This window comes from Mycobacterium mantenii, assembly GCF_010731775.1.
Classification (GTDB): Bacteria; Actinomycetota; Actinomycetes; order Mycobacteriales; family Mycobacteriaceae; genus Mycobacterium; species Mycobacterium mantenii.
Window position 1 is genome coordinate 5,539,939 of record NZ_AP022590.1, and the last position, 17,789, is coordinate 5,557,727.

At 68.1% G+C, this 17,789-nt stretch carries 17 protein-coding genes and 1 pseudogene; 9 read left to right on the top strand and 9 right to left on the bottom strand.

Annotation, left to right across the window (positions count from 1 at the left end; translation table 11 throughout):
• Window positions 1-68: 68 nt before the first annotated feature.
• Window positions 69-1,094, top strand: a complete 1,026-nt coding sequence (locus tag G6N50_RS25565; RefSeq protein WP_083098076.1) for an AurF N-oxygenase family protein — start codon at window positions 69-71, stop codon at window positions 1,092-1,094.
• A gap of 17 nt (window positions 1,095-1,111) precedes the next feature.
• Complete coding sequence (locus G6N50_RS25570; protein ID WP_083098078.1) at window positions 1,112-2,800, top strand: FAD-dependent oxidoreductase; 1,689 nt, start codon at window positions 1,112-1,114, stop codon at window positions 2,798-2,800.
• Window positions 2,801-2,926: 126 nt separating this feature from the next.
• Here G6N50_RS25570 and G6N50_RS25575 read toward each other — a convergent pair whose 3' ends face one another.
• The 4 genes from G6N50_RS25575 to G6N50_RS25590 all read right to left on the bottom strand — a co-directional run bounded on the left by G6N50_RS25575 (window position 2,927) and on the right by G6N50_RS25590 (window position 6,633).
• A complete protein-coding gene (locus tag G6N50_RS25575; protein WP_083098080.1) occupies window positions 2,927-3,385 on the bottom strand; it encodes a VOC family protein in 459 nt (152 codons plus the stop codon).
• Window positions 3,386-3,480: 95 nt separating this feature from the next.
• Window positions 3,481-3,996: a hypothetical protein gene (locus G6N50_RS25580; protein WP_083098082.1), complete on the bottom strand. Its 516-nt coding sequence runs from the start codon at window positions 3,994-3,996 to the stop codon at window positions 3,481-3,483.
• Window positions 3,993-5,456: a serine/threonine-protein kinase gene (locus G6N50_RS25585; RefSeq protein ID WP_083098083.1), complete on the bottom strand. Its 1,464-nt coding sequence runs from the start codon at window positions 5,454-5,456 to the stop codon at window positions 3,993-3,995. The genes G6N50_RS25580 and G6N50_RS25585 overlap by 4 nt, the downstream gene beginning before the upstream one ends.
• A 52-nt stretch (window positions 5,457-5,508) precedes the next feature.
• Window positions 5,509-6,633 (bottom strand): citrate synthase 2, encoded by a 1,125-nt coding sequence (locus G6N50_RS25590; protein WP_083098085.1) that lies wholly within the window; start codon window positions 6,631-6,633, stop codon window positions 5,509-5,511.
• Window positions 6,634-6,704: 71 nt separating this feature from the next.
• Between G6N50_RS25590 and pdxH the strand changes: the two genes are divergently transcribed.
• Together pdxH and G6N50_RS25600 are read left to right on the top strand one after the other, a co-directional pair.
• Window positions 6,705-7,367, top strand: coding sequence for a pyridoxamine 5'-phosphate oxidase (pdxH, locus tag G6N50_RS25595; RefSeq protein WP_083098087.1), 663 nt, complete (start codon window positions 6,705-6,707; stop codon window positions 7,365-7,367).
• 158 nt (window positions 7,368-7,525) lie between these two features.
• Entirely contained in the window at window positions 7,526-8,824 is a 1,299-nt protein-coding gene (locus tag G6N50_RS25600) for a citrate synthase (RefSeq protein ID WP_083098089.1), read from the top strand.
• Here the strand turns inward: G6N50_RS25600 and G6N50_RS25605 are convergent, their stop codons facing one another.
• Both G6N50_RS25605 and G6N50_RS25610 read right to left on the bottom strand, forming a co-directional pair.
• Entirely contained in the window at window positions 8,825-10,399 is a 1,575-nt protein-coding gene (locus G6N50_RS25605) for a phytoene desaturase family protein (RefSeq protein ID WP_083098090.1), read from the bottom strand.
• Window positions 10,396-10,659: a DUF2630 family protein gene (locus G6N50_RS25610; RefSeq protein ID WP_083098092.1), complete on the bottom strand. Its 264-nt coding sequence runs from the start codon at window positions 10,657-10,659 to the stop codon at window positions 10,396-10,398. Before G6N50_RS25610 ends, G6N50_RS25605 begins: the two co-directional genes overlap by 4 nt.
• An 89-nt stretch (window positions 10,660-10,748) precedes the next feature.
• On the opposite strand from G6N50_RS25610, the gene arfA reads away from it, so the two are divergent.
• The 3 genes and pseudogenes from arfA (at window position 10,749) to arfC (ending at window position 12,235) form a co-directional block, all read left to right on the top strand.
• Entirely contained in the window at window positions 10,749-11,657 is a 909-nt protein-coding gene (gene arfA, locus G6N50_RS25615) for a channel-forming protein ArfA/OmpATb (RefSeq protein WP_232068831.1), read from the top strand.
• 12 nt (window positions 11,658-11,669) lie between these two features.
• Window positions 11,670-11,750 (top strand): annotated as a pseudogene (arfB, locus tag G6N50_RS29565) (channel accessory protein ArfB); the annotation flags it as partial.
• Between the two features lie 29 nt (window positions 11,751-11,779).
• A complete protein-coding gene (arfC, locus tag G6N50_RS25620; protein WP_083098096.1) occupies window positions 11,780-12,235 on the top strand; it encodes a channel accessory protein ArfC, sunset domain variant in 456 nt (151 codons plus the stop codon).
• Here the strand turns inward: arfC and G6N50_RS25625 are convergent.
• From G6N50_RS25625 to G6N50_RS25635, 3 genes are all read right to left on the bottom strand, one after another.
• Window positions 12,232-13,569 carry a sensor histidine kinase gene (locus tag G6N50_RS25625; RefSeq protein ID WP_083098099.1) on the bottom strand — a complete coding sequence of 446 codons (1,338 nt, stop codon included), beginning with the start codon at window positions 13,567-13,569 and terminating at the stop codon, window positions 12,232-12,234. The two genes, arfC and G6N50_RS25625, sit on opposite strands and share 4 nt — an antisense overlap.
• Window positions 13,570-13,583: 14 nt before the next feature.
• Window positions 13,584-14,294: a two-component system response regulator PrrA gene (gene prrA, locus G6N50_RS25630; RefSeq protein ID WP_083098101.1), complete on the bottom strand. Its 711-nt coding sequence runs from the start codon at window positions 14,292-14,294 to the stop codon at window positions 13,584-13,586.
• 116 nt (window positions 14,295-14,410) lie between these two features.
• Window positions 14,411-15,901 (bottom strand): carboxyl transferase domain-containing protein, encoded by a 1,491-nt coding sequence (locus tag G6N50_RS25635; protein WP_083098102.1) that lies wholly within the window; start codon window positions 15,899-15,901, stop codon window positions 14,411-14,413.
• 27 nt (window positions 15,902-15,928) lie between these two features.
• Here G6N50_RS25635 and G6N50_RS25640 point away from each other — a divergent pair, with 27 nt between their 5' ends.
• The gene (locus tag G6N50_RS25640; protein WP_067838231.1) at window positions 15,929-16,660 is read left to right on the top strand and encodes an enoyl-CoA hydratase; all 732 of its coding nucleotides are present in this window, start codon (window positions 15,929-15,931) and stop codon (window positions 16,658-16,660) included.
• A gap of 2 nt (window positions 16,661-16,662) precedes the next feature.
• Window positions 16,663-17,775 (top strand): MBL fold metallo-hydrolase, encoded by a 1,113-nt coding sequence (locus G6N50_RS25645; RefSeq protein ID WP_142275704.1) that lies wholly within the window; start codon window positions 16,663-16,665, stop codon window positions 17,773-17,775.
• Window positions 17,776-17,789 lie beyond the last annotated feature (14 nt).

Genomic DNA, 17,789 nt, shown 5'->3' on the forward strand with positions numbered 1-17,789 from the left:
ATCCGGTACCTGCGGTACTGTCTGGACACAGTACGGCCAAATGTAAACCTCGTTGGGGAGGCCTAAATATGGCTAGGACGCGATTAGTCCGGCGTTGGCGAAGCAACATGGAAGTGCGCGACGACGCCGAATACGTCAACATGCTTGCCACCCTGTCCGAGGGGTCGGTGCGGCGTAATTTCAATCCGTACACCGATATCGATTGGGAGTCACCAGAATTCGCCGTCACGGAAAACGATCCGCGGTGGATCCTGCCGACGACCGATCCGCTGGGTCGCCATCCCTGGTATCTGGCGCAGTCGGACGAGCGCAAGATCAAGATCGGGATGTGGCGCCAGGCCAACGTGGCCAAGGTGGGTCTGCACTTCGAGTCCATCCTGATCCGGGGCCTGATGAACTACACGTTCTGGGTGCCCAACGGGTCGCCGGAATACCGGTATTGCCTGCACGAGTCGGTTGAAGAGTGCAACCACACCATGATGTTCCAAGAGATGGTGAACCGCATCGGCGCCGACGTGCCGGGCATGCCGCGAATCCTCAAGTGGCTCTCGCCGTTGGTGCCGCTGGTGGCCGGCCCGCTGCCGGTCGCATTCTTCATCGGGGTGCTCGCCGGCGAGGAGCCGATCGACCACACGCAGAAAAACGTTCTGCGCGAAGGCAAGTCGCTGCACCCCATCATGGAGCGGGTAATGGCCATCCACGTGGCCGAGGAGGCCCGACACATCTCGTTCGCCCACGAATTCCTGCGCAAGCGGGTGCCGGAATTGACCAAGAGGCAACGATTCTGGACCGCGCTGTATCTGCCGCTGACCATGAAGGCGCTGTGTCGCGCAATCGTGGTGCCGCCCAAGGCGTTCTGGCAGGAGTTCGACATCCCGCGTGACGTCAAAAAGGAACTGTTCTTCCGGTCGCCGGAATCGCGTAAGTGGCTCAGTGACATGTTCGGTGATGTGCGGATGCTGGCCTACGACACCGGCCTGATGGACACGCGCTCCGCGCGGTTGATGTGGCGGTTGTGCAGGATCAACGGCAAGCCGTCGCGGTACCGCAGCGAGCCGCAGCGCCAGCACCTGGCCGCGGTCCCCGCCGCGTAACCACTGCGAGTTCCTCTATGCCGCACGTTATTACCCAGTCGTGCTGTAACGACGGGTCCTGTGTTTTCGCGTGCCCGGTGAATTGCATTCACCCGACACCGGATGAGCCCGGCTTCGCCACCTCGGAGATGCTTTACATCGATCCGGTGGCGTGCGTCGACTGTGGTGCCTGCGTGAGCGCATGCCCCGTCGGCGCGATCGCGCCCGACAGCCGGCTGGACGTCAAGCAGCTGCCCTTCATCGAGATCAATGCGTCCTTCTATCCGGACCGGCCGAAGGACGAGAAGCTGCCGCCGACGTCAAAGCTGGCATCGGTGATCCCGGCCGCGAAGGTGCACGCCCGTCGTACGCCGTTGACGGTGGCCATCGTCGGATCGGGGCCGGCGGCGATGTATGCCGCCGACGAACTGCTGACTCAGCACGGCGTGCGCGTCAACGTCTTTGAGAAGCTGCCTACCCCTTACGGTTTGGTGCGCGCGGGGGTGGCCCCCGATCACCAGAACACCAAGCGGGTCACCCGGCTGTTCGACAAGGTGGCCGGTGATCGGCGGTTCCGGTTCTATCTCAACGTCGAGGTCGGCAAGCAGCTGAGCCACGCCGACCTGTTGGCTCACCACCACGCCGTGCTGTACGCCGTCGGCGCACCCGATGACCGCCGCCTGGACATCGAGGGCATGGGCCTGCCCGGGACCGGAACGGCAACCGAATTGGTCGCATGGATCAACGGGCATCCCGATTTCACCGATTTGCCAGTCGATCTCAGCCACGAGCGGGCGGTGATCGTCGGCAACGGCAACGTCGCCCTCGATGTCGCCCGGTTGCTCACCGCGGATCCCGACGACCTGGCTCGCACCGACATCGCCGACCACGCGCTGGCGGCCTTTCGGGCCTCGGCGGTGCGTGAGGTGGTGATCGCCGCCCGGCGCGGACCCGCCCAGTCGGCGTTCACGCTGCCGGAGCTGATCGGGCTTACCGGCAGCTCCGAAGTGGTGCTCAGCGCGGCCGACCACCAGCTGGTGGCCGCCGACCTCGCGACCGCTTCGGACGCGTTGACCAAGCGCAAGCTGGAAATCTTGAGCACGCTCGGCGACGATTCGGCGCCGTCCTCGCGCCCGAGGATCAGGCTGGCGTATCGGCTCACCCCGAGCAGGGTGCTGGGGGACCAGCGCGCCACCGGTATGGAGTTCTCGGTCACCGGCACCGACGAAACGCGCCTGCTGGAAACGGGTATGGTGCTGACGTCGATCGGCTACCGCGGCAAGCCGATTCGCGATCTTCCTTACGACGAGTCGTCGGCCGTCGTGCCGAACGACGCGGGTCGCGTCGTCGATCCCGCCTCCGGTGAACCGGTGCGCGGCGCCTATGTCGCGGGCTGGATCAAGCGGGGGCCTAGCGGGTTCATCGGCACCAACAAGTCCTGCTCATTGCAGACCGTGCAGGCCCTGGTCGCCGATTTCAACTCCGGCAAGCTGACCGATCCGGCGGCCAAACCCGAGGAGCTGGCCAGCCTGGTGCGCGCCCGTCAGCCCGACGCGATCGACGCGGCGGGATGGCGCGCCATCGACGCCGCCGAGATCGCGCGCGGCAGCGACGGCGGGCGGCCCCGCAACAAGTTCACCGACGTCTCCGCCATGCTCGCGGCCGCCGCCACCGCGCAGCTGGCGCCGCCACCGCGACGCCGGCTGCTTGATCGGCTGCTCGGCTAGTCCCGATGGTGGCGATCCGCCGCGCCCGGCTACGAGCTGTGGTGGCGACCCGCCGACCCGGCTACGCCGCGCTTGCGATCGCCACGGCCGCGCTTGCGATCGCGACGGCCGCGCTCGCGATCGCCACTAACCGGCTCCCTGCCCGGCCATCGCCGCCGAGATCTCTTCCATGCTGACCTCGCGTACCGGCTGCCCCAGCGACCAGTGGTGGCCGAACGGGTCGGCGACCACGCCGTAGCGGTCGCCCCAGAACTGGTCTGCCAACGGGGTCACCACGGTGGCACCGGCATCCAGCGCGCGCTGGAAGCTGGCGTCGACGTCGGTGACCGTCAGGTGGATCGTCACCGGGGTGCCGCCCAGCGATGTCGGCGTCATCGACTTGCCGCCACACACTTCCGGGAAGTCGTCGTTGAGCATCACCGTGAAGCCGTTGATGCGCACCGCGGCGTGCACCAGTTTGCCGTCGGGACGCGGCACGCGCCCCATTTCCTGGGCCCCAAAGGCCTGGACGTAGAAGTCGATTGCCGCGGCGGCATCGTCGACCACCAGGTGCGGGGACAGTGCGGGTTCGATGTTGATCGCCATGTTGGTTCTCCTTGTGTCGCGTTCGCCCCGTGAGGGATCACAAGTATTGACCGGACGCCGCGGCAATTCTCATCGCGCCGCCCCGAACTAGTTCGTCACACCGGGTTGAAGCTGTTGATCAGCCAGTGTCCCTGCACCTTGGCGAGGCCGACCCGCACCGAGCTGGAGGTGGCCGCCGGCGCGGGTTGATCCGCCGACGTCGTCGTCTGGGTGACGAAGACGAGGATGGCCGCCGCATCGGTGGACAAGGTTTCCACCCCGGCGCGCGGGACGGTGGCCTTGGTGGTCACCCGCTTCTGCCGCGCGGCGGGCGCGACGACCTGGCTGGTGAACTGCCGGTAATAGGCGAGGAAGTCGCCGGTCAGCATCGCGCTGGCGGCGTTGAAGTCCTGGTCGAGGGTGTCCGGTGTGTAGCTCAGCAACTTGACCGTCCCGGTGCTCGCGGCCCGGGTGGCCGCCTGGCGATCGGCGAATTGGTCCGCCACCGGCGGCGGTTGCTGACTCTTGAGCCGCATTTCCCGAACGCCCAATGCCGTCACGGCCAGTGTGGTGACAGTGAGGACGACAACGACCGCCCACCACGCGATGCGCCCCAGCAGCCCGGACCTCATGACACGAATTCCACTTTGGACACCTTGTAGGTGGCACCGACCTGCTCGACCCGCAGCTCCAACCGCCACTTTCGCGGGTCTTGCGTCGCGCCCGCCTTGTTGGTGACGTTGGAGGTCGCGGCGACCAGGACCTGCGCCTTGGTGCCGCTGATCGACTCGAGTGCCGCGGCGTTCACGCTCCCTTGGGTCGACACATTGGAATCCACGACGGTCTTGAGGAAGTCGTTGCGCGACTTCGCAAAGTCGTCGTGGAATTCGCCGATCGATCCGTCGAGGAGGCGTTGGATGTCGCTGTCGGCGGACTGCGGGCTCAGGCTGCTGAGCCAGCCGGCGAACTGTTTGGCGTAGTCGACGTACGGCTGCCACTGGGGTGCGGCGGTCGACGGCTGTGGCCGCGGACGCAACACTTGCGTCCCGGTGAACGCGCCGGCGCCCAGCAACACGACCGTGAGCACCAGCGGCACCAGGACGGCCGCGAGCACTCGTCGTCGCGGCGCCGGTCCCGGATACGGCGGCATGGGAGGCATCGCGGGCCAGGGGCCGGCCGTCAGAATCGGCGGCGCACCCATCGCCTGCGGGCCCGCCGGCCACGGCGTGGTCGTTGGATTCCACTGCACGCCAGCGGCATTGATCGACTCGCTGAGGGCTCGAGCAAAGTCGACGCACCGCGAAAAGCGTTGCGCCGGATCCTTGCTCATCGCTTTCGACAGCACCGGGTCGAGCGGCGCCAGATCGGGGCGTCGGTGCGCCAGCAGCGGTGCCGGCGCGTTGAGATGGTTGGCGACGACCGCAGCCGGGCCGGTGTCGGCGTACGGAGCGACACCGGTCAGCAAGTGAAAGGCCGTGGCGGCCAGGGCGTATTGATCGGCCCGCCCGTCGAGGGGACCGCCCATCAGCTGTTCTGGCGCGGCGTAGCTGGCCAGGCCGGCGGCGCCGGTCGACGTTGAACCGCTGATGGCATCCGTGTAGCGGGCAATGCCGAAGTCGGCCAACAGGATTCGGCGTGGCTCCGAATCGGATTGCGTCAGCAGAATTTTCCCGGGTTTGACATCGCGGTGCACGATTCCACGTCGGTGACCGTGGTCGAGTGCGTCCGCGACGGCCGTGACGATCTCCAGCACGTCGCGTGCGGCCATGCCGTAGGGGTGCCGTTCGCGCAGCAAGCGTCCGGCGTCGGTGCCCTGTGCGTAATCCATCGCAATCCAGAGCCGGCCGTCGAATTCGCCGCGGTCGTGTAGGGCAACGATATTGGGATGCCGCAGCGTGGCCGCCAGGTCCGCGTCCCGGTCGAACCCCTGCCGGAAGTCCGCGTCACCGGTCAACGAGGCGGGCAGCACCTTCAGCGCGTCCAGTCGCGGCAATCGTGGATGCCGCGCCACGTATACGTCGCCCGTCGCGCTCGAGCCGAGTAGACCCTCAATGGTGTAGCCGGCGAAGACGGCGCCATTCCCCAAGGGCATGGGGCGATCCTACTGAGTGATCACCAAAAAGTTTGGGTCCCGACGCCGCGGCTCAGGCGTTGGTGAGACTGCGGTCCCAGCCCTCGACGGCTTCCGGTTTGCGCGGGCTGGGGCCCACGTAGATCGCGGACGGGCGGACCAGCTTGCCGAGCCGTTTCTGCTCGAGGATGTGTGCGCACCATCCGGCGGTACGTCCACAGGTGAACATCGCCGGCATCATGTTGGCCGGTACTCGGGCGAAGTCCAGCATCACCGCGGCCCAGAACTCGACGTTCGTCTCGATGGCCCGGTCCGGACGGCGCTCGCGCAGCTCGGCCAGGGCCGCCTGCTCCAGCGCGACGGCGACCTCGTGGCGCGGCGCGCCCAGCCGCTCGGCGGTAGCGCGCAACACCCGTGCCCGCGGGTCCTCCGCGCGGTACACCCGGTGCCCGAAGCCCATCAGCTTGTCCCCGCTGTCCAGGATCTTCTTGACCAGGCCGCGCGCGTCACCGGTGCGCTCGACCTCTTCGAGCATCGGCAGCACCCGCGCCGGGGCACCGCCGTGCAGCGGGCCGCTCATCGCCCCGATCGCCCCGGACAACGCCGCCGCCACGTCGGCGCCGGTCGAGGCGATCACCCGCGCGGTGAACGTCGAGGCGTTCATGCCGTGCTCGGCGGCCGAGACCCAATAGGCGTCGATCGCTTCGATGTGCCGTGGGTCCGGCTCGCCCTGCCACCGCGTCATGAAACGGGCAGTCACCGTTTCGCATTCGTCAATGATCCGCTGCGGCACCGCGGGCTGGTAAATGCCGCGGGCCGACTGCGCGACGTAGGACAGCGCCATCACCGATGCCCGGGCCAGTTGGTCGCGGGCGGTGGCGCCGTCGGTGTCCAGCAGCGGCTTGTACCCCCAGATCGGGGCCAGCATCGCCAGGCCCGCCTGCACGTCGACGCGCACGTCGCCCGTGTGGATGGGCAGCGGGAAGGGCTCGGCGGGCGGCAGCCCGTGGCCGAACTTGCCGTCGACCAGCAATGCCCACACGTCGCCGAAGGTGACCTGCTGGGTCACCAGGTCTTCGATGTCGACACCGCGATAGCGCAATGCGCCGCCGTCTTTATCCGGTTCGGCAATTTCGGTGGTGAAGGCGACCACGCCCTCGAGGCCGGGGACAAAGTCTTCGGGGACCACAGCAGTCATGGGAAAATTCTCGCACCCCATGATCGGGTCGACGCTACCGGCCGGTAGCAAGCGCCGGTAGCGTTGACGCGATGGCAGGACCACAAGGCGAGCACCTGCAACGGATGCGGGTGGAATACGGCTCGGTGGAAAAAGACGGCAGTCCAGACCTCGACGCGGATTGGCTCAGCGACGGCTGGGTTCCGTTGTTGCGCAAGTGGATCGACGACGCCGAGCGGTCGGGCGTGCCTGAGCCCAACGCGTTGGTGCTGGCCACCGTCACCGCCGATGGCAGGCCGGCGAGCCGATCGGTGTTGTGCAAGAGCGTGGACGAGACCGGGATCACTTTCTTCACCAACTATGACTCAGCCAAAGGAGACGATCTGGCGGCGACGCCATACGCCTCGGCGACGTTTCCCTGGTATCAGCTCGGCCGTCAGGTCCACGTCCGCGGCCCGGTGCGCAAGGTCGCCGCGCAGGCCACCGAGGACTACTGGTCCAAGCGGCCGCGCGGGTCGCAACTGGGGGCCTGGGCGTCGCACCAATCGCAACCGATCGCGTCCCGGGCGGCCCTGCTCGAGCAGCTGGGTGAGGTGACCGCCCGCTTCGCCGACCGCGAGCAGGTTCCGGTCCCGCCGGGCTGGGGCGGCTACCTCATCGCCCCGGAGGTGGTTGAGTTTTGGCAGGGCCGGGAAAATCGACTCCATAACCGCATCCGCGTCACCGGAGATCGGGTGGAGCGCCTGCAGCCCTAACCCGCTGATGATGTACGTTGCGCGGCGGCGTGACCGGACCGATTGCTGGCGTGACCAGCGGACTCGACCCCGGGCAGGCGCCTCATCGTCGTAACGACTACCTTCAGCAGTAAGCACCAAGTCAGCAGCCATATCAGCCAGAGCGCAAAGGGGTTCTCGTGGCAGACACCGACGACACCGCCACTTTGAAGTACCCGGGCGGCGAGACCGACCTGCAGATTGTCAGCGCCACCGACGGCGCCGACGGCATCGCGCTGGGCTCGTTGTTGTCCAAGACCGGCTACACCACGTTCGACAACGGCTTCGTCAACACGGCGTCGTGCAAGAGCTCCATCACCTACATCGACGGCGACGCGGGCATCCTGCGCTACCGCGGCATCCCGATCGAGCAGCTCGCCGAGAAGTCGACCTTCATCGAGGTGAGCTACCTCCTGATCTACGGGGAGCTGCCGAGCACGGAGCAGCTGGCCGACTTCACCAAGCGGATCCAACTGCACACCATGCTGCACGAGGACCTCAAGCGGTTCTTCGACGGCTTCCCGCGCAACGCCCACCCGATGCCGGTGCTGTCCAGTGCGGTCAACGCGCTCTCCGCCTACTACCCCGATTCGCTCGACCCGATGGACACCGAGGACGTCGAGCTCTCGACGATCCGGTTGCTGGCCAAGCTGCCGACCATCGCGGCCTACGCCTACAAGAAGTCGGTCGGCCAGCCCTTCCTGTACCCGGACAACTCGCTGACGCTGGTGGAGAACTTCCTGCGCATGACGTTCGGGCTGCCCGCGGAACCGTATGAGGCGGACCCCGAAATCGTTCGGGCGCTGGACATGCTTCTCATCCTGCACGCCGACCACGAACAGAACTGCTCGACGTCGACGGTCCGGCTGGTCGGGTCATCGCAGGCCAACCTGTTCACCTCCATCTCCGGTGGTATCAACGCGCTGTGGGGGCCGCTGCACGGCGGCGCCAACCAGGCCGTGCTCGAGATGCTCGAGAAGATCCGCCAAAGCGACGACGACGTCAGCGAATTCGTGCGCAAGGTCAAGAACCGCGAAGAAGGCGTGAAGCTGATGGGCTTCGGTCACCGCGTCTACAAGAACTACGACCCGCGCGCCCGCATCGTCAAAGAGCAGGCGGACAAGATCCTGGCCAAGCTCGGCGGCGACGACGACCTGCTGGACATCGCCAAGCACCTCGAAGAGGCCGCGCTCACTGACGACTACTTCATCGAGCGCAAGCTCTACCCCAACGTCGACTTCTACACCGGTCTGATCTACCGGGCGCTAGGCTTCCCGACCCGGATGTTCACCGTCCTGTTCGCGCTGGGGCGGCTGCCCGGCTGGATCGCGCACTGGCGCGAGATGCACGACGAGGGCGACAGCAAGATCGGCCGTCCCCGCCAGATCTACACCGGCTACACCGAGCGCGACTACGTCACCATCGACGCGCGCAGCTAGCTAGCTCAGCGACGCCAGCACCGCCATCGCGGCGTTGTGCCCGCCGATACCCGACACCGCTCCGCCGCGGCGAGTTCCCGAGCCGCACAGCATGATTCGTTCGTGCGCGGTGGCCACTCCCCATTGTCGTGCCGGGGTGTCCAGCGGGTCATCGTCCTCGGCGAACGGCCAGGACAGGCCGCCGTGGAAAATGTTGCCGCCGCTCATGCCTAGGGTGCGCTCCAGATCCAGCGTGGTCGTCGTCTCGAGGCACGGCCGGCCCTGTGCGTCTTTCAGCAGTAAGTCTTGAATCGGTTCGGCCAGAACGGAATTGAGTGACGCCAGTACGTCGTCTGTCAGTTGTTTGCGCAGCGCGTCGGGATCGGCGCCGCCGAATAGCGAGTGCGGGGTGTGCAGGCCGAACACCGTCATCGTCTGGACGCCCGAGTCGCGCAGCTCGGCCGACAGGATGCTGGGGTCGGTCAGCGAGTGGCAATAGGCTTCGCACGGCAGCGGATTCGGCGGTTGACCGGCGACGGCCTGCGCATACGCCGCATCCAGTTGCGTCCAGGTCTCGTTGACGTGAAATGTTCCGCCGAATGCCTGCTCGGGTGTGACGCCATGGTCGAGTAGCCGGGGCAGCCGGCGCAGCACCATGTTCACCTTGACCTGCGCGCCGGCGGCCGCCGGCGCCGGTTGTTCGCCGAGCAGCCCGGCCAGCACCGTCGGTGTGACGCCGGCCAGGATGAATCGGGCCCGAACCAGATGTTCGTCCCCGCCGGCGCGGTAGCGCACTTCGCCGGTGGGATCGACGTAGTAAACGTCTGCGCCGGTGGTGATTTCGGCGCCACGACGGACGGCCGCCGCGGCCAGGGCCGCGGTCACTGCGCCCATCCCGCCGATCGGGACGTCCCAGTCGCCGCTGCCCCCGCCGAGCACGTGATACAGGAAGCAGACATTCTGTGTCAGCGACGGATCATCGAGGCGGGCGAAGGTGCCGATGAGCGCGTCGGTCGCGATGACCCCGCGAACCACGTCGTTGCGCACCGCGTCGACGATGGCATGTCCGATCGGCTCCTCGATCACCGCCTGCCACGCGGCCGCCGCGCGGCGATCGCCACCTTCGACCACGTGCCGGCGGGAGCCCTCGCGGGTGTGCAGGGGTTCGAGCAATGTCGGCCACAGTCGTTCGGTCACCAGCCGACAGCGTCGGTAGAAGTCGGCGAAACCGTGCGCATCCGCGGCGGCGCCGATGCCGGCAAAGGTGTCACCGGGCGACCCGATCAGCAGCCCGGCGCGGCCGCCGGTCGCGGGGTCGGGCGTGTACGACGAATACGGCCGCCGGGCCAACCGCACCGCGGCGACCAGGTCGGCGACGATGCGCGGAGGCAGCAGGCTGACCAGATAGGAGTAGCGCGACACGCGAACGCCGACACCGTCGAAGGCTTGCGCCGAGACGGCGGCGCCGCCGACGTGCCCCAGCCGTTCCAACAGGCGCACCCGGAGACCCGCGCCGGCCAGGTAGGCGGCCGCGACGAGACCGTTGTGGCCGCCCCCGATAACTAAAGCGTCGACTTCGGTCGCGTGGTCGCTCAGCTGAGGTAACCCTCGACCTCGTCGGGCGGACGCACCTCCGCCTCTCTTGGGTCACCGCCGGTCTCGCGCAATGCCCGGCGCTGCCGCAGCAGGTCCCAGCACTGGTCGAGTTCGACCTCCACCCGCCGCAGGCGGTCGTGTTCTTCCGTCGTGTCGATGTCCCCGCGCTGCAGCCGGGCCCGCAGCTCTTTCTCCTGGGCCACCAGGTCGCGGATCACTGCCAGGGTTTCGTTGTCCGTGGGTTTACTGCCGTTGGCCATCGCTCCAGTGTGCCCCGGCCAGGGAGGGGGTGAATCGGTAGGCTGCATATCGCCTGGCAAGCGGGCGGGCGACGTGAGGGAGGGCCATCGTGAGCGTCAAACGGCCCGGCCTGCCGTGGCTGATCGCCCTGGCGGTCATCCCACTCCTGATAGCCGTGATCGGCTACGGGCTGTCGGCACGATCTCAGTCCGCCCGGGTGTCGTCGGCGCCCTCGACCAGCGCTGGTGTGCCGAAGTTTTCGTTGGCGGCGTTCTCCATGGCCCGCACCGGCAACAGCGTCACCGTGACGGGAGAATTCCCCGATGACTCCGCCAAAGCGGCACTGCTGAAGGTGCTCGGCGCCGCACTGGGTCCCGGCGTCAACGTCGTCGACCAGATCCGCATCAATCCCGCCGTCGATGCGCTCGACTTCGCCAAGGCCAAGCCCGTTTTCACCGACAGCGCGTCGATCGCCGATTTCACCCTCACGGTCGGCAAAGACACCATCACATTGGCGGGAACCGCGGCCTCGCCCGACCAAACGAACACCATCGACGCCGATGCCAAACGCATCTGGTCCAACCTGAATGTCGTTGACAATCTTGTCGTTAACGCACCGGCACCGGCACCGGCCGCGCCGCCCACTGCCGCGGCGTCGTGCACCAACCTGCAATCGGCGATCAACACCCTGACCGACGGAACACTCACCTTCGAATCGAACGTCGACAGTCTGACCGCGTCCGACGAGCAGGTGCTGACCCGGGTCGCCGACAAACTCAAGGCGTGCCCGAACGCGCATGCGGCCATCAACGGCTACGCCGACAACATCGGCAATGCGAGCCTGAACGTCCCGTTGAGCGAAGAGCGCGCCCAAACCGTCGCGGCGTTTCTGCAAGCCCATGGCGTGCCCGCCGACCGGTTGACCACCGCGGGTTTCGGCTCGGCCAACCCGGTCGCCCCCAACGGCACGGACGACGGTCGCGCCCAGAATCGCCGGGTCGAAATCGTGGTCGGCTGAGGAGCATTCGGCATGGACTTCGTCATCGAATGGTTGTGGTACCTGCTGGCTTTCCTGGCGGGCTCGGCCGTCGCCTGGGTCATCGCCACACTGCGCAACCGCTTCAGGAAAGGTGCGGGCCGATGAGCCACCTGCACTGGTGGCTTGTCGGCGTGTCCTTCGGGCTGGGGCTGGTGTTGACGCTCGCGCTGAAGTCCGTCAAAAGCCAAGCGCCGGTGACGAAGTCATCGGATCCCGTCACCACCGAGATCCCGGTCACTGAGGAGCGCACCACGAAGATCCCGGCCACCGAACGGCGCACCACGGAAATCCCGATCGCCAAAGATCCACGAACCGGCAAGATTCCGGCGCCGCCGCGTGCGCCATACGGTCCGGGCTCCGCCGACGCCGGCCCCGACGGCGGGGGGCCGACGGGATACTTGGTCAAAGCCCGCCTGGACCGCAAGCTGTACCTCACGCCCGACGATCCGACCTACGACTCGACCACCGCCCAGGTCTGGTTCACCGACGAGAAGTCCGCCGAGCAGGCCGGTTTCACACCGTGGCGGGACAGCGCGCACAATCGCCGGCGGCGCTAGCTGGGGGCCGGAAGTCGCAGCACCAGCCGCGCGCCACCCAGTGGGCTGTTCTCCAGCATGGCGGTCCCGCCGTGTAGCTGGGCCTGTTGTGCCACCAGCGCCAACCCCAGCCCCGACCCGGAATGGGAGGCTGTCGATCCGCGGGAAAACCGATTGAACACGATTCGGCGCTCATCCTCGGGCACGCCGCTGCCGTTGTCGTCGATGGTGATCTCGACGCCGGCGCGCGAGCTGACCGCCGACAGCTGGACCTGGGTGGCGCCGCCGTGCTTGACGGCGTTGGCGATCGCGTTGTCGACGGTGAGGCGCAACCCGGCCGGCATCCCGACGATGATGCAGGTGGGTGACGGCACCAGCGAAACGTCGAGCCCGGGATAGATCCGGATGGCGTCGTGGGCGGCGCGGTCCAGCAGCTCGGTGATGTCGACGGGCACATGGTCGTCGGCCGTCGATAGTTCGCCCTGGGCCAACCGTTCGAGCGCGGTCAACGTCGCCTCGATCCGCGACTGGGTGCGGATGACGTCGCCCAGCACCTCTTTGCGTTGGTCGTCGGGCATGTCCAGGGTGGACAGCACTTCGAGGTTGGTGCGCATCGCGGTCAGGGGAGTGCGCAGTTCGTGCGAGGACACCGCGGCGAAGTCGCGGGCCGACGCGAGCGCGTCCTTAGTCCGGTCCTGTTCGGTCCAGATGCGCTGCAGCATGCCCCGCATGGCTTCGGCGATCTCGACGGCCTCGCTGGCGCCGCGCACCGCCACCTGCGGCCGCTCGTCGGCGTCGATCGAGCGCGCTTGCTGGGCCAGACGTTTGAACGGTCGCACCGCGAAAGCCGCCAGGAGCCAGGCGAATACCGCCGCCGCACCGATCGAGAGCGCGCAAATCAGGATCACCCGGCGATGCAGGTTGTTGGTCTGGGCGATCGTGTCGTCGTAGGTCGCGCCCACCGCCACCGTCGCCGGCTGCGGGGTGCCGACCTCCAGGGTTCGCACTCGGTAGCGCACCCCGTTGATGTAGGTGTCGGCGTAGCCCACATCCAGCGGCGGCAACGTGACGTCCGAGTTGGACTTGACCTGGCCGTCGCGGCGAATCGTGATGACGGTGTCCTGATCGTTCGGGGTCCGGGGGATGCCGTCGAGTCCACGTGGCAGGAAGGGGATGGCGAAACCCGCCGCCTCGTCCAGGCGGCGATCCAGGCGTTCCTTCCAGGCGCTGGTGATGCCGAACCACACGACGGCCCCCGCGATGACCACCACGATCGCGGTGCCGATGGCCGTCGCGACCGCGACCCGGGCCCGTAGCGACGGCGTACGGGTCAGGATCCGGGACAAGAACTTCATGGCCTTCGATGCGGTTACTGCATGCGCAGTACGAATCCCACGCCGCGGACGGTGTGCAGCAGCCGGGGGCCCCCGTTGGCCTCCAGCTTGCGGCGCAGATATCCGATGAACACGTCGACGACGTTGGTGTCGGCGGCGAAGTCGTAACCCCACACCAGCTCGAGCAGCTGCGCGCGCGACAACACCGCGGTCTTGTGTTCGGCCAGCACCGCCAGCAGGTCGAATTCCCGCTTGGTCAGGTCGACGTCGACGCCGTTGACCCGGGCGCGCCGGCCCGGAATGTCGACTTCCAGCGGACCGACGGTGATGGTTTCTGAGGAGGACGTGGCGGTGGCGCCGCGACGGCGCAGCAGCGCTTTGACCCGCGCGACCAGTTCGGCCAGCACGAAGGGTTTGACCAGGTAGTCGTCGGCCCCCGCCTCGAGGCCCGCCACCCGATCGTCGACCGAGCTGCGGGCGGACAGCACGCAGACCGGGACGTCGTTGTCCATGGCGCGCAGCGCCGTGACGACGCTGACGCCGTCCAGCACCGGCATGTTGATGTCGAGGACGATCGCGTCCGGGCGCGTCTCGGTGGCGCTGCGCAGCGCCTCGGCGCCGTCGACAGCGGTCGACACCTCGAATCCGGACAGCCGCAGACCGCGTTCGAGCGATGCGAGCACATCTGAATCGTCGTCGACGACCAACACCCGCGGTGAGCCAGCTCCTATGTCCATGCCGCCCATTTTGCCTGATTGTCGACTATGGCTGTGGGAGGCTGCACCGCTGTCTCGCCCGGGGGCGTCGTACCGGCGCGAGACGCCAACCACACACACCTGCGTCGGCGTGTCTGGTGCGTGGTTTACGTGTCGAGACCCACCCGGGGCAAACCGATGTTGCGGTAGCGCCGCATCCGGGCGGTCAGCCGCTCGGCGGCGGGGAGCTCGCGCAACGCCTGCACCTCGGCGGCGCTGGCACGCGACAATCGCTGCGCGAACTCGACCGGTTCGTCGGCGGCATCGGGATGCTCCGGCACGATCGCGTCGACGATTCCGGACTCCAGTAAGTCAACCGATCGGATGCCTTGTGCTGCAGCGAGTTCGGGGGCGTGATCGGTGTCGCGGAAGACGATCGCGCTGGCGCCTTCCGGCGGCAGCGGCGCCAGCCAGCCGTGCAGCGCCGCCAGCACCCGATCGGCGGGCACCATCGCCAGCGCCGGCCCGCCGCTGCCCTGGCCCAGCAGCACCGACACCGTCGGGGTATCCAGCGTCACCAGCTCGGCCAGGCATTGGGCGATCTGGCCGGCCAGCCCACCCTGTTCGGCCTCGGCCGACAGCGCCGGCCCCGCCGTGTCGATCAGCAGTACCAGCGGCAGGCGCAGCTCGGCGGCCAGCACCATACCGCGCCGCGCCTCGCGCAGCGAGGCGGGCCCCACCAAGCCACCGGTCAGTCGCTGCTGGCCCAGCACCACCGCCGGCTGGCCGGCGAATCGGGCCAGCGCCAACAGCGTGGTCGCCGCCTCGCCCTGGCCTGTCCCCGATAGCAGCACCCGATCGGTGGTGCCGTGCCGCAGCAACAGCCCCACCCCGGGCCGGTCCGGCCGTCGCGACGCCACCACCGAGTCCCACGCCGCGACATCGGGCGTCGGTTCGGGGGGCGCCGGGGCGGGCAGTGGCGCGGGAGCATCGGCGATAACCGTCAGGGCGCGATCCAGCATGGGGCGCAATTCGTCCAGCGCGACGACGCCGTCGATCACGCCGTGCCGCTGCAGATTCTCCGCAGTCTGCACGCCCTCGGGGAACGGCTCGCCATAGAGGAGCTGGTACACGCGCGGGCCCAGGAAGCCGATCAAAGCGCGCGGCTCGGCGACCGTGACATGGCCCAGCGAGCCCCAGGACGCAAAAACCCCGCCGGTGGTCGGATTGCGCAGATAGACCAGGTAGGGAAGGTGCGCCTGTTTGTGCAGCTGCACGGCCGCGGCGATCTTCACCATCTGCAGAAACGCGACCGTGCCCTCCTGCATGCGGGTGCCGCCGGAGCTCGGCGAGGCCAGCAGCGGCAACTCCTCGGCCGTCGCGCGCTGCACCGCGGCGGTGATCCGCTCGGCCGCGGCCACCCCGATCGAGCCGCCCAGGAAGCCGAACTCGCAGACCACCACCGCGACCCGGCGCCCGAAGATGCGTCCCTCGCCGGTCAGCACCGCCTCGTCCAACCCCGTCACCGCCCGGGCGTCGGCCAGCTCGTGGGCGTAGGACGCGCTGACCGGCACGGCGAGCGGCTCTCTGTCCCAGCGGAGGAAGGAATCTCGATCCAGCACCGCATCGCGTAGTTGACCGGCCGTAGTACGACTCACGGGACGAGGCTATATAGGGTGGCTGCCATGATCGGTGTTACCCAGGCCGAAGCCGTGATGACCATCGAACTGCAGCGTCCCGAGCGCCGCAACGCCCTGAACTCGCAGCTGGTCGAGGAGCTGCGTGAGGCCGTACTGAAGGCGGGTGACGGCGCGACCCGCGCGATCGTGCTGACGGGTCAGGGAACGGTGTTCTGCGCCGGCGCGGACCTCAGCGGTGACGCCTTCGCGGCCGACTACCCCGACCGGCTCATCGAGCTGCACAGGGTGCTCGACGCCACGCTGATTCCGGTGATCGGGGCCATCAATGGTCCGGCCATCGGCGCCGGCCTGCAGCTGGCCATGCAGTGCGACCTGCGTGTCGTCGCACCAGACGCATTCTTTCAGTTCCCAACCTCGAAATATGGCCTGGCCCTGGACAACTGGAGTATCCGGCGACTGTCCTCGCTCGTCGGTCACGGCCGGGCCCGGGCGATGCTGCTCACGGCGGAGAAGCTGACCGCCGACGTGGCGCTGCAAACCGGGATGGCCAACCGCATCGGGACACTCGCCGACGCGCAGGCCTGGGCCGCCGAGATCGCCGGCCTGGCCCCGCTGGCGATTCAGCACGCCAAGCGCGTGCTCAACGACGACGGCGCCATCGAAGAGGCCGGTCCGGTGCACAAGGAACTCTTCGACAAGGCCTGGAGCAGCCAAGACGTCGTTGAAGCCCAGGTCGCCCGGATCGAGAAGCGGCCGCCGAAGTTTCAGGGGGCCTGACGATCATGCGGGGGGCGGTGCGGCTGGTCGCCGGTACGGCGTCGCTGGCGGCCGGTGGCTGGCTGGTGCGGGCGCTGCACGGCGCGCCGGACGCCCTCGGCGCCCACCCCGCCTCGATCGCGGCGGTGACGGCCGCGTCGCCGCACTACCGCGACGGGGTCTTCGTCAACGTAGAGCCCGCCTCGGACGCCAAGATGGACCGCGAGCAACTGCGGCTCATCGCGTGGGAGCTGATCGGGAACCGGGGCGGCAGCCGGCCGAAGGGACCGATCCCGCTGGCGTCGCCGGGGATCGTCGACGCCGATCCGAGCCGGCTGGCCGTCAGCTGGTTCGGCCATTCCACGGCGCTGCTGGAGATCGACGGTTACCGGGTGCTCACCGACCCGGTGTGGAGCGACCGGTGCTCGCCGTCGGACGTCGTCGGCCCGCAGCGGCTGCACCCGCCGCCGATCCAACTCGAGGCGCTGCCGGCCGTCGACGCGGTGGTGATCAGCCACGACCATTACGACCACCTCGACATGAACACCGTCCTGGCGCTGGCCCGCACCCAGCGGGCGCCGTTCGTGGTGCCGCTCGGCATCGGGTCCCACCTGCGCCGGTGGGGGATACTCGAGCACCGCATCATCGAGCTCGACTGGCATGAAAGCGCCAAGGTCGCTGAGCTCACGGTGGTCTGCGTGCCGGCGCGGCATTTCTCGGGACGCTTTCTGGACCGCAATACGACGCTGTGGGCATCGTGGGCCTTCGTCGGGCCCACGCATCGCGCGTACTTCGGCGGCGACACCGGCTACACCAAGAGCTTCGCGCAGATCGGTGCCGATCACGGGCCGTTCGACCTGACCCTGCTGCCCATCGGGGCTTACAACACGGCGTGGCCGGACGTCCACATGAACCCCGAGGAGGCGGTGCGGGCGCACCTGGACGTCACCGACGGCGGACTGCTGGTGCCGATCCATTGGGGCACTTTCCGGTTGGCCCCGCACCCGTGGGCGGAACCGGTTGAGCGCCTGCTGGCCGCCGCCGCGCCCGAGCAGGTGAACGTGGCGGTGCCGTTGCCCGGTCAGCGCCTCGACCCTGCGGCATTGGAGAAATCCGGCCCCTGGTGGCGGCTGTAGCTTCACGCGGCGCG